A 13339-nucleotide genomic window follows, 5' to 3' on the forward strand; every position below is an offset into this window, starting at 1 on the left:
GGAGGAGGACGTTCTCCTGGTTCGGGAGGTTCTGGAGGTAGCCCTTGAACACCTGGAGCAGGTTGCGCTGTTCGCTTTGCAGGCCGAGGAGGTCGGCGACGTGCAGAAGGCTGACTGCCAGCCTCTGATCGATGTGCAGCTCTTCGGCGAGTGCGTGGACGTCGTCCTCGCGGCGTTGCTTGCGCTGGGCGTCCGTGCCGAGCCAGGGCGTGAGCGTATGGGGTGTGCCCTGGGGCAGTCCGGTGCGCTGCTCGTCGGTGAGCGTCACCGGTTCGCCTGTGAGGAATGCGGTGCGCTGCTCTTCGGTGAGCAGGTCCTGCACCTGCTGGGGCAGGGCGGCGAGGTCTTCCGCACGCTGGTGGTGCGAAGCGGCTGCCGCCGCCGCGCGTAGTGCCGGGGGACCCTCCAGGAGGAGTGCCCTTATCGCCTGGTCGACCGCGTTGCTCAGGCCCGTCCGGCGGCGGACGGCCTCGGCGTCGGCACCCTGGATCGTGGGCCACTTCAGGTAGCGGAACGCCAGCGCGATGTGTTCCTGCGCGCCGGCCGCCACCAGCTCCTGCGGAGTCGTGTGGTACATCTCCGCGACCTCGGGCAGTGCGTGGGGAATTCCGCCCACCGCCTGGGCCAGGGTCACGAGGTGTGCTGCCGCCTGACCGGTCAGGTTCAGGGCGCGCAGGTCGTTGGGTACGGCACCGAGCTGTTCGGCGAGGTCCACCAGGTGGGGCCGCGACCGGTGGAGCAGGTCGAGGTCGCGGGCGAGGTCCACCAGTTCCTGGGCCTTGAACCAGGGGTGGCGGGCCTCGTCGTTGAGTGCGTCGAACCGTTCCCGGGTCAGCCCCAGCTCCAGCCTCAGTTCCTGGGCGGTGCGCCAGGCTTCGACGGCCGGGACGAGGGCGTCGCGGTGCTCGGCGGCGTACTGCCACAGTGCGCGGCGCTGTGCGGGTGTTGCCTCGGCGTAGCTGTTCTCCGGCAGTTCAGGTGCCTGAGGGTCCTGCGTCGTCAGGTATTCGACGAGTTCCGGGAGTTCCTCGATGTCGGCGCCCCATGTGTCGAGCGCGATGAGCAGGGAGAGGGCGTGGGAGGTTTCGGTTTCGCCGGGCGCGATCATGTCGCGGACGCTGATGCCGTGCTGTGCCAGCAGCACGCCGAAGTCCCGGTCCCTCCAGCGGAGGGCGTCGCCCTGCTTCGCAAGCTTCCGGAGGTGGGCCTCGAACACGTAGATCAGGCCGTGCTGTTCGCCGTGCAGGCCGAGGAGTTCGACGACGTGCAGAAGGCTGAACGCCAACCTCTGCTCGATGCGCAGCTCTGCGGCGAGTGCGCGGGCGTCGTCCTCGCGGCGTTGCGTGCGCTGTTCTTCCGTGCCGATCCAGGACTCGACGGTGTCCGGTGTGCCCTCGGGCAGACCGGTGCGCTGCTCGTCGGTCAGCGTCACCGGCTCGCCCGAGAGGAACGCGGCGCGCTGCTCTTCGGTGAGCAGGTTCTGTACCTGCTGGGGAAGGGCGGCGAGGTCTTCCGCATGCTGGTCGTGCGAAGCGGCTGCCGCCGCCGCGCGTCCTGCCTCGGGACCCTCCAGGAGGAATGCCGATATCACCTGGTCGACCGCGGTGTTCAGGCTCGTCCGGCGGCGGTCGGCCTCGGCGTCGGTACCGTGGATCGAGGGCCACTTCAGGACCTGGAACGCCATCCAGAGGTGTCCCTGCGCGCCGGCCGCCACCAGCTCCTGCGGAGTCGTGTGGTACATCTCCGCGACCTGGGGCAGTGCGCGGGGCACTCCGTCCAGTACCTGGGCCCAGTTCACGAGGTGTGCTGCATCCTCGCCGGTCAGGTTCAGGTCGAGCAGGTCGAACGGCACAGCACCGAGCTGTTCGGCGAGGTCGACCAGGTGGGGACGCGCCTCTTCGGGGAGGCCGAGGTCGCGGGCGATGCCCCCCAGTTCCCGGGCGTCGAACCAGGGGTGGCGGGCTTCGTCGTTGAGTTCGTCGAGCCGTTCCCGGGTCAGCCCCAGCCCCAGCACCCCCTGCTCCAGCCTCAGGTCGAGGGCGGCGCGCCAGGCGGCGACGGTCGGGATGAGGGCGTCGCGGTGCGCGACGGCGTACTCCCACAGCTCCCGGCGCTGCGCGAACGTTGCGGTGTCGTAGCTGCCGGACGTCAGCTGGGATGCCTGTGTGTCGTGGGCCGTCAGGTAGGTGAGGAGTGACGCGAGTTCGTCGAAATCGGCGTTCCATGTGTGGAGCGCGGTGAGCAGCGAGATGAGATGGGAGGTTTCGTCTCCACCCCTGGCCAGAAGGAGGAGGTCGAAGTCGTGCTGTGCCAGCGTCTGTCCGACGTCCTGGTCGCACCAGCGGAGGCCGTCGCCTTGCGCCGAGAGGTATCGGAGGTGGCCCTTGAACACGTGGAGCAGGTTGCGTTGTTCGCCTTGCAGGCCGAGGAGGTCGGCGACGTTCAGCAGGCGGAGCGCCGACTGCTGAGGGATGTCCAGCTCTTCGGCGAGTGCGCGGACGTCGTCCTCGCGGCGCTGCGTGCGCTGTTCTTCCGTGCCGAGCCAGGGCGTGAGGGTGTGGGCTGTGTCCTGGGGCAGACCGGCACGCTGTTGGTCGGTGAGCGTCACCGGTTCGCCCGTGAGGAATGCGGTGTGCTGCTCTTCCGTGAGCAGGTTCCACACCTGCTCGGGAAGGGCGGCGAGGTCTTCCGCACGCTCTTGGTCCGAGGCGGCTTCCGCCACCGCGCGCGCTGCCTGGAAACCCTCCACGAGGAGTGTCTTCGTCACGAGCCAGATCGCCTCGCTCCGGTTCCTCCGGCGTCGGTCGGCCTCGGCGTCGGCACCATGGATCGAGGGCCACTTCAGGTAGCGGAACGCCAGCCAGAAAAGATCCCGCCCGTGGGTCATCAACTCCTGCGGAGTCGTGCGGTACACCTCCGCGACCTGGTGCAGGGCGCGGGGCACTCGGCCCACTGCCCTGGTCATGGTCATCAGGCGTACTGCATCCTGACCGGTCAGGCCCAGGTCGAGCAGGTCGTACGGCACGGTGCGGAGCTGTTCGGCGACGTCGACCAGGTGGGGCCGCGCCTCTTCGGGGAGGGCGAGGGTGTGGGCAAGGAGCACCAGTTCCTGGGCCTGGAACCAGGGGTGGCGGGTGGTGTCGTTGAGTGCGTCGAACCGTTCCCGGGTCAGCCTCAGTTCCAGTCCCAGTCGCAGTTGCTCGGCGGTCTCCTCAGACATCTGGGTGGAGGCAGAGCTCTCCCCGGAGTTTTGGTGGAGGCGCGGTGCGGTGGCGCTGTGGCTGCTGGAGTCGTCGGCCTGGTGGGCCGAGTTGTCCGGGGCGGAGCTGTCGTGCTGGTTGTGGGGCGTGCTGCCCACGCGGCGCTGCTCGTCCCGGCGTTCCGTGTCGATCCAGGAGGTGAGGGTGTCCGGTGTGCCCTCGGGCAGTCCGGTGCGCTGTTCGTCGGTCAGCGTCACCGGCTCGCCCGTGAGGAACGCGGCGCGCTGCTCTTCGGTGAGCAGGTCCTGTACCTGCTGGGGGAGGGCGTGGAGGTCTTCCGCGCGCTGTGCCTGTGAGGCGGATTCCGCCGCGGCGTGTGCCGCTGCGGGTCCTTCCAGGAACAGTGCCCTCGTCACGCGTGCGAGCGCGTGGTGCAGGGCCGTCCGGTGGCGGTCGGCCTCGGCGTCGGTGCCGGTGATCGGGTGCCACTTCAGAATCTGGGAGGCGAGTCCGGCGCGCTCCTCCTCGCCGTACGCCAGCAGTTCCTGCGGGGTGACGTGGTGGGCCTCCGCGACCTGTGCCAGAGCCAGGGGAACGGCGTCCACTTCCTGTGCCAGTCGCACGAGGCGTGCTGCATCCTCGCCGGTCAGGTTCAGGGCGAGCAGGGTACGGGGCACGGTGTGGAGCTGTTCGGCGAGGTCGACCAGGTGGGGCCGCGCCTCTTCGGGCAGGGCGAGGGTGTGGGTGAGGTTCACCAGGTCCCGGGCGCTGAACCAGGGGTGGCGGACCGCGTCGTTGAGCTCGTTGAACCGTTCCGGGGTCAGTTCCAGTTCCTGGGCGCGCCAGGCGGCGACGGCCGGGATGAGGTCGTCGTGGCGCTCGGCGGCGTACTCCCACAGCTCGCGGCGCTGCTCGGGCGTTGTGTGGTTGTTGTCGTAGCTGCGGGAATCCAGCGAGGGTGCCTGTGAGTCGTGAGTCGTCAGGTATTCGAGGAATGACCCGAGCTCGTCGATATCGGCGTCCCAGGTGCGGAGCGCGGTGAGCAGCGAGATGAGGCGGAAAGTTTCGCCACTGCCGGGCACGGTCACGTCTTCGCGGTCGAAACCGTGCTCCGCCATCAGGTCTTCGAAGTCCACATTCCCCCAGTCGATGAGGGCGTTGCCCTGCGCCGCGAGGTCGTGGAGGTGGTCCTTGAACGCGTTGAGCAGGTTGAGCTGTTCGTCTTGCAGGCTGAGGAGGTCGGCGAGGTACATGAGGTTGAACGCCACGGCCGGGTCGACGTGCAGTTGTTCGGCGAGTGCGCGGAGGTCGTCCACCACGGGATGCTCGGCGCCCACGCTGTACTCGTAGATAGCGTGGATCAGGTCGCTGTGCGCGCCGGCCTCGTGGACGTAGTCGGCGATGTCCACGAGCGTGATGCCGCTGTCGAGCAGCTCCTGGTACTCCTCGGTGGTTCGGCCCCCGCCTTCGTTGTCGATGCGGCCTGCCCGGCGGGCGACTTCCTCCTCCATCGCCGCCATGAATGCGCGCCCGCCGGGAGTCAGCGGCAGCTCGGTCCGGATGTCCATGCGCATGTGGAGCGCCCTGTTGTCCACGGTGGCGTCGATCCGGTCGAGGAAGGCGGAGAAGCCCTCGTTGCGCATCACGTCGAACCGGTGCCAGGACATCAGGGTGAGCACATGCAGCGGCGAGAGCCACCGTCCGGTCCACTCCTGCTCGGCGGCGTCGCCGGGGCCGGGGCCGGTGAACGCGGGGTCGGACAGGGCCCGGAACAGCCAGGCACGGTCCTGCGGTCCGCGAGCCCCCGCAAGGGTGGCGAAATCCTGGAGGACGGGCGTGTACCTCGGGGAGTTGTCCGTGAGGCCGAAGACGGAGAGGAAGTGCTCAATGGCGGCTTCTTCGTCGTCGAGCAGCCCTGGCTGTACCGACCAGTGGGTGCCCGGCAGCGCTCCCTGCTGGAGGCGGGCTTGGGCGAGTTCGCCGAGCGTTTCGACGACTCGCTGGACCTCGGACTCGGCGGGCTCCTCGTCGCGGGTCAGAGGGGCGAACAGGCGCCGCAGAACACCGGGTGAGGAGAGTGAGTGGAGGGTGTCCAGCCGCATGGGGTGGTGCCTGAGCACCTGGTAGAGGGCGTGGGGGTGGTCGGTCAGTCTGAGGGCGTCGAGCGATTCCTGGAGGGCGTCCGGGTGCGGGAGGTGGTCCGGTGCCCAGCCCAGGGCGGCGAACTCGTCCATCGAGACGTTGAGCATGGTGTGCAGGGTGCCCGCGCGCAGAACCTGCTCGGTGGTGAAGCCCGCGACGGCGTCACCGTGTTCCTCGCGCAGGGCGGACGCGACGATGTCGGTGACGGACAACGGCGCGAGGTCTCCCCGTGCCGGAGGGAGAGCGCGGCTGTATTCGGGCAGCTCGAAGACGTCGGTGTAGGCCGGCGGGCGGACACCGGTGCCGGCCTCCGGCGTCCAGTCGATTCCGTTGCCCTCGGCGTCGATCAGGCTGAGGGAAACGCGGAAGTCCATGGGGCGCCGTATGCGCCGGGCTTCCGTACCGATCCAGGACTCGATGACATTCGGCGTCGTCGCGGGTGCGTCGGTCCACAGCGTCGCGGCGCCGGCGAGGAGCGCGGTGCTCTGTGGGTTGGTGAGCGTTGTGGGCTCGGCGGCGAGGAATGCGGTGCGCTGCTCGTCGGTGAGCGTCACAGGCTGGCGGGTGACGAGTGCGGTGTGCTGTTCGTTGGTGAGCGTGACGGGTTGACCGGAGAGCAGTGCGGTGCGCTGTGCGCTGGTCAGCGTCACGGGTTCGTAGGGGAGGAGCGCGGTGCGTTGCGGTTCGGTGAGCGTCACCGGCTCGCCCCGGAGGAACGCGTCGCGCTGGTCGGTGCCGAGCAGGTTCTGCACATGCTGGGGCAGCGCGCGGAGGTCATCACCACGCTGGTGGAGCGAAGCGGCTGCCGCCGCGGTGAACGCTGCTGCCGTGCCGTGGAGGAACAGTGCCCGCTCCACCTGGCGGGCCGCGGTGTTCAGCCCTGCCCGGCGACGGTTGGTCTCGGCATCGTTGGAGGGGCCGAGGACCGCGGGCCACGCCAGGATCTGGGACACCAGCCAGGCCCGCGTCTGCGCGGAGGCCAGGAGCTCCTGCGGGGTGTAGCGGGCGGCCGCGGCGGCCTGGGCCAGTCCACGGGGCAGTCCGCCCAATTCCTGGGCCAGGGTCACGAGGTGTGCTGCATCCTGGCCGGTCAGGCGGAAGGCGCGCAGGAGGTCCGGCACGGTGCGGAGCTGTTCGGCGAGGTCGACCAGGTGGGGCCACGACTCTCGGGGCAGGGCGAGGTTGTAGGCGAGGTCCGCCAGTCGCCGGGCGTCGAACCAGGGGTGGCGGGCGGTGTCGTTGAGCGCGTCGAGCCGTTCCCGGGTCAGCCCCAGCCCCAGCCTCAGTTGCCGGTCGGCGTGCCAGGCGGCGATGGCCGGGATGAGGTTGTCGCGGCGCGCGACGACGTACTCCCACAGCTCGCGGCGCTGCTGGAGCGCTGTGGTGCCGTAGGTGCCGGACAGCAGATGGCTTACCTCCGGGTCCCGCGTCGTCAGGTAATCGACGATTCTCCCGAGTTCGTCGATCCCGGCGTCCCATGAGGCGAGCGTGGTGAGCAGCGTGATGAGGTGGGAGGTTTCGGTTCCGCCATGCGTGATCAGGTCGCGAGCATTGATGCCGTGCTGTGCCAGCGCCTCTCCCACGTCCATCTGCCACCAGTGGAGGGCGTCGCCCACCGCCTCAAGGTTCCGGAGGTAGCCCTTGAACACGTGGAGCAGGTTGCGCTGTTCGCCGTGCAGGCCGAGGAGGTCGGCGATGTTCAGCAGGCGGAACGCCGCCCTCTGCGGGATGTCCAGCTCTTCGGCGAGTGCGCGGACGTCGTCCTCGCGGCGCTGCGCGCGCTGTTCATCCGTGCCGAGCCAGGGCGTGAGGGTGTGGGCTGCGTCCTCGGGCAGGTCAGCGCGTTGGGACTCCGTGAGCGTCACCGGCCGGCCCGCGAGGAATGCGGTGCGCTGCTCGTCCGTGAGCAGGTTCCGCACCTGCTCGGGCAGGGCGGCGAGGTCCACCGCACGCTCTTGGTCCGCAGCGGCTTCCGCCGCCGCGTGCGCTGCCTGGGGGCCCTCCGCGAGGAGTGCCGTCATCACCTGGTCGACCGCCTTGAGCAGGCTCGTCCGGCGTCGGTCGGCCTCGGCACCGTGGATCGAGGGCCACTTCAGGTAGCGGAGTGCCAGCCAGACCTGTCCCTGCCCGCTGGCCACCAACGCCTGCGGAGTCGTGCGGTACATCTGCGCGACCTGGGGCAGGGCGTGGGGCACTCGGCCCAGTGCCCCGGTCATGGTGATCAGGCGTGCTGCGTCCCAGCCGGTCATGCGCAGGGCACGTAGGCCGTGCGGCACGGCACCGAGCTGTTCGGCGAGGTCGACCAGGTGGGGCCGCGCCTGGTGGGGCAGGGCGAGGGTGCGGGCGAGGTTCGCCAGTTCCCGGGCGTGGAACCAGGGGTGGCGGGTGGTGTCGTTGAGTGCGTGGAACCGTTCCTGGTGCAGTCCCAGTTCCTGGGCGCGCCAGGCGGCGACGGTCGGGATGACGGCATCGCGGTGCGCGACGGCGTACTCCCACAGCTCGCGGAGCTGCCCGGGCGCCCAGTTGCCGGAGCGGTCGGGCCTCAGCTGAGGTGCCTGGGGGTGGTGTTGCGTCAGGTACACGAGGAGTGACGCGAGTTCGTCGAAACCGGTGTCCCAGGTGTGGAGCGCGGTGAGCAGCGAGATGAGGCGGTGGCCTTCATTTTCGTTGCGCGAGTGCACGTCTACGGCGTTGAAGCCGTACTTCACCAGCAGCGCGTCGAACTCTCTGTCCAGCCACTCGATGAGGGTGTTGCCCTGCGCCGCGAGGTCTTGGAGGTGGTCCTTGAACGCGTGGAGCAGGTGGTGCTGTTCGTCTTGCAGGCCGAGGGTGTGGGCGACGTGCAGGAGGTTGGCCGCCACGGCCGGGTCGACGTGCAGTTGTGCGGCGAGTGCGCGGACCTCGTTCACCACGGGCCGGTCGGCGTCCGCGCTGAACTCGTAGAGGGCGTGGATCAGGTCGTTGTGCGCGCCGGCCTCGTGGACGTAGTCGGCGATGTCCACGAGCATGATGCCGTTGTTGACCAGACCCTGGTACTCCTCGGCGTTCCGGTCCCCGCCTTCGTTGCCGATGCGGCCTGCCCGGAGGGCCACTTCCTCCTCCATCGCCGCCATGAACGCGCGCCCGCCGGGAGCCAGCCGGAGCTCGGTCCGGATGTCCATCCGCATGTGGAGCGCCCTGTTGTCCACGGTGCTGTCGATCCGTCCGAGGAACGTGGCGAAGTCCTCGTTGCGCATCTCGTCGAACTGGTGCCAGGACATCAGGGTGAGCACGTGCAGCGGCGAGAGCCATCGTCCGGTCCACTGCCGGTGACGGGCGTTGCCGGGGCCGGTGAACGCGGGGTCGGACAGGGCCCGGAACAGCCAGGCACGGTCCTGCGGTCCGCGAGCCCCCGCAAGGGTGGCGTAATCCCGGAGGACGCACACGTTCCGCACGGAGTCCGGGAGGCCGAAGACGTGGAGGAAGTGCTCAACGGCGGAGTCCTCGTCGTTGAGCAGTCCTGTCTGTTCCGACCAGTGGAGGCCGGCGACCCTTCCCTGATGGGTGGGGGCTTGGGCGAGTTCGTCGAGCGTTTCGACGACCTGCTGCACCTCTGGGTCGGAGTCCTGGATCTGCGGGTGGGCCAGAGGGGCGAACAGGTTCCGCAGAACGTCGGGTGCGGCGAGGGAGTGGAGTATGTCCAGCCGCATGGGGCGGTGCTTGAGCACCTGGTAGAGGGCGCGGGGGGTGTCGCTCAGTCCGAGGGCGTCGAGTGATTCCTGGAGGGCTTCCGGGTCCGGGACGTCGCCCGTTGTCCGGGCCAGGGTGGCGAACTCGTCCATCGAGATGTCGAGCATGTGGTGCAGGGTGCCCAGGCGCAGAACCTGCTCGGTGGTGAAGCCGGTGAGTACGTCGCCGTGTTCTTGGCGCAGGGCGGACGCGACCATGTCGGATACGGGCAACGGCGCGAGGTCTTCCCGTGCCGGAGGGGGATTGATGCTGTATTCGGGCAGCTCGAAGACGCTGGTGTAGGCCGGCCGGCGGACGCCGGTGGCGGCCTCCGGTGCCGGGTTGATCACCATGCCTTCGCGGTCGATGTGGCTGAGGGCCCGGCGGAAGTCCATGGGGCGCTGCGCGCGCTGGTCTTCCGTGCCGATCCAGGAGTCGACGGTCGCCGGCGCCTCCATGGGCGGGCCGGCCCGCAGCGCGTCGACGAGCCTCATGGGTTCGCCGGCGAGGAACGTGGTGCGCTGCTCTTCGGTGAGCGGAACGAGTTCGGCGGCGAGGAGTGCGGTGCGCTGCTCGCCGGAGAGCGTCACGGCTCGGCCGTCGCGGAACGCCGTGCGCTGCTCGTCGGTGAGCGTGGTGTGTTCGGCGGCGAGGAATGCGGTGCGCTGCTCGACGGTGAACGTGACGGGTCGGCCGCGGAGAAGTGCGGTGCGCTGCTCGTTGGTGAGTGCCAAGGGCCGGCTGGCGAGGAGCGCGGTGCGCTGCTCGGTGGGGAACCTGACAGGTTCGCCGGCGAGGAATGCGGCGCGCTGGTCCTCGGTGAGCGTCACGAGTTGGCGGGCGAGGAGTGCGGCGCCCTCTTCCTCGGTGAGCCTTACGGGTGCGGCGGCGAGGAAGGCGGTGCGCTGTTCATAGGAGAGCGCCACCGGATTGCCCGTGAGGAACGTGGCGCGGTCGTCTTCGGTGAACAGGTTCTGCACCTGCTGGGGCAGGGCGGCGAGGTCCTCCTCACGCTGGCGGAGCGAAGCGGCTGCCGCCGCGGTGCGCGCTTCTTGCATGCCGTGGAGGAACAGTGCCGTCTCCACCTGGCGGGCCGCGGTGTTCAGCCCTGCCCGGCGACGGTTGGTCTCGGCATCGTTGTGGGGGCCGAGGGTCGCGGGCCACCGCAGGAACTGGGACACCAGCCAGGCCCGCGTCTGCTCGGCGGAGGCCAGGAGCTCCTGCGGGGTGAGGTTGATGGCCGTGGCGACCTGGGACAACGCCAGCGGGATTCCGCCTACTGCCTGGGCGAGGGCCACGAGGCGTGCTGCGTCCTGGCCGGTCAGGCGGAAGGCGCGCAGGTGGTGCGGCACGGCGCGGAGCTGTTCGGCGAGGTCGACCAGGTGGGGCCGTACCTCTTCGGGGAGGGCGAGGTGGTGGGCGAGGTTCGCCAGTTCCCGGGCGCTGAACCAGGGGTGGCTGGTGGTGTCGTTGAGTGCGTCGAGCCGTTCCCGGGTCAGCCCCAGACCCCGTTCCTGGGCGGTGCGCCAGGCGGCGACGGCCGGGGTGAGGGCGTCGCTGTGCTCGGCGGCGTACTGCCACAGTGCGCGGCGCTGTTCGGGTGTTGCCTCGGCGTAGCTGTTCTCCGGCAGCTGGGGTGCCTGTGTGTCGTGAGCCGTCAGGTATTCGGCGAGTTCCGGGAGTTCCTCGATCCCGGCGTCCCAGGTGTGGAGCGCCGTGAGCAGGGAGAGGGCGTGGGAGGTTTCGCTTCCGCCCCTGATCAGGCGGAAGACGTCGATGCCGTGCTGTGCCAGCAGCACGCCGGGGTTCTGATTCCTCCGGCGGAGGAGGACCTGCGCCTGCGGCGCGAGGTTCTGGAGGTGGCCCTTGAACACCTGGAGCAGGTTGCGCTGTTCGCCGTGCAGGCCGAGGAGTTCGACGAGGTGCAGAAGGCTGAACCCCAGGTCCGGGATGACGCCCAGCTCTGCGGCGAGTGCGTGGATGTCGTGCGTCTGGCGTTGCTTGCGCTGGGCTTCTGTGCCGAGCCAGGGCGTGAGGGTGTGGGGTGCGTCCTCGGGCAGACCGGTGCGCTGCCCGTCGGTGAGCGTTACCGGCTCGCCCTTGAGGAAGGTGGTGCGCTGCTCTTCGGTGAGCAGGTCCCGCACCTCCTCGGGCAGGGCGGCGAGGTCTTCCTCACGCTGCTGGTGCGAAGCGGCTGCCGCCGCCGCGGGTACTGCCTCGTGACCCTCCACGAGGAATGCCCGTACCACCTGATGGACCGCGTCGCCCAGGGCTGTCCGGCGTCGGTCGGCCTCGGCGTCGGTACCGTGGATCGAGGGCCACTTCAGGATCTGGAAAGCCATCCAGATGTGTTCGTGCGCGCCGGTCGTCACCAGCTCCTGCGGAGTCGTGCGGTACGTCTGCGCGATCTGGGGCAGTGCGAGGGGCACTTCACCCAGGAACTGGGTCATGGCCATGAGGTGTGCTGCTGCCTGGCCGGTCAGGCCCAGGTCGAGCAGGTCGCTGGGCACGGCACCGAGCTGTTCGGCGAGGTCGACCAGGTGAGGCCGCGCCCCTGCGGCCAGGTCGAGGTTGCGGGCGAGGTCCACCAGTTCCTGGGCGTGGAACCAGGGGTGGCGGGCCTCGTCGTTGAGTGCGTCGAACCGTTCCCGGGTCAGCCCCAGCTCCAGCCTCAGTTCCTTGTCGGTGCGCCAGGTGTCGACGGCCGGGACGAGGGCTTCGCTGTGCTCGGCGGCGTACTGCCACAGTGCGCGGCGCTGTTCGGGTGTTGCCTCGGCGTAGCTGTTCTCCGGCAGCTGGGGTGCCTGCGTGTCGTGAACCGCCAGGTACTCGGCGAGTTCGGGGAGTTCCTCGATCCCGGCGCCCCAGGTGTCGAGCGCGGTGAGCAGCGAGAGGACGTGGGAGGTCTCGGTTCCGCCGTCCGCGATCACGTCGCGGACGCTGATGCCGTGCTGCGCCAACAGCACGCCGAAGTCCCGGTCCCTCCAGCGGAGGGCGTCGCCCTGCGCCTCAAGGTTCTTGAGGTGGCCGTCGAGCACGTGAAGCAGGTTGCGCTGTTCGCCCTGCAGGCCGAGGAGGTTGACGACGTGCTGCAGGCTGAACGCCGCCTGCTGAGCGACGCCCAGCTCTGCGGCGAGTGTGCGGGCATCGGCCGCGTGGCGCTGTGTGCGCCGGCCTTCCGTGCCGAGCCAGGGCGTGAGGGTGTCCGGTGTGCCCTCGGGCAGACCGGTGCGCTGCTCGTCGGTCAGCGTCACCGGCCGGCCCGTGAGGAAGGTGGTGCGCTGCTCGTCCGTGAGCAGGTTCTGCACCTGCTCGGGCAGGGCGGCGAGGTCTTCCTCACGCTGGTGGTCCGAAGCGGCTGCCGCCATCGCGCGCGCAGTCTCGCGACCCTCCACGAGGAATGCCCGTATCACCTGGTCGACCGCGGTGTTCAGGCTCGTCCGGCGTCGGTCGGCCTCGGCGTCGGTACCGTGGATCGAGGGCCACTTCAGGACCCGGAACGCCAGCCAGATGTGTTCCTGTGCGCCGGCCGCCACCAGCTCCTGCGGAGTCGTGCGGTACAACTCCGCGATCTGGGGCAGTGCGTGGGGAACGAGGCCCAGTACCTGGGTCATGGTCACGAGGTGTGCTGCTGCCTGGCCGGTCAGGTTCAGGTCGAGCAGGTCGTGCGGTACGGCACCGAGCTGTTCGGCGAGGTCCGCCAGATGGGGCCGCACCTCTTCGGGGAGGTCGAGGTCGTGGGCGAGGTCCACCAGTTCCCGGGAGTTGGTGCGCTGCCCGCGCTGGTCTTCCGTGCCGATCCAGGACCTGACGGTGCCCGGCATGTCCTGGGGCAGACGGGTGCGCTGCCCGTCGGCCAGTGTCACCGGCTCGCCCGAGAGGAACGCGGCGCGCTGCTCGGTGGTGAGGAACGTGGCGCGCTGCTCTTCGGTGAGAGGGCCCTGCACCTGCTGGAGCAGGGCGGCGAGGCCCTCCTCACGCTGTGTCTGCGAGGCGGCTTCCGCAGCCGTGCGTGCCGCTGCGGGTCCTCCCAGGAACAGTGACCTCGTCACGCGCCTCACCGCGTGGTCCCGGTCCGCCCGACGACGGTCGGCCTCGGCGCCGGCACCGAGGAACGGGGGCCACCGCAGAATCTGGGAAGCGAGCTCGATCCGCCCCTGCGCGCCGGACGCCAGCAGTTCCTGCGGGGTGACGTCGTGGGCATCCGCGACCTCGGTCAACGCCAGCGGAATGGTGCCCAACTCACGTGTCAGTCGCACCAGTTCGGCTGCCGACCGGCCGGTCAGGCC

At 69.7% G+C, this 13339-nt stretch carries 1 protein-coding gene (cut by both window edges); it reads right to left on the reverse strand.

All 13339 nt of this window come from inside a single coding sequence — locus ACFWWQ_RS00210, protein-glutamine glutaminase family protein (RefSeq protein WP_384587557.1), on the reverse strand. Of the gene's 61398 coding nucleotides, 22110 precede the window and 25949 follow it; the stretch shown corresponds to coding positions 22111-35449, spanning codon 7371 (complete) through codon 11817 (partial); reading right to left, the first codon wholly in view occupies positions 13337-13339. The start codon and the stop codon both lie outside this window.

This window comes from Streptomyces sp. NPDC059080 (assembly GCF_042739975.1).
GTDB lineage: Bacteria > Actinomycetota > Actinomycetes > Streptomycetales > Streptomycetaceae > Streptomyces > Streptomyces benahoarensis.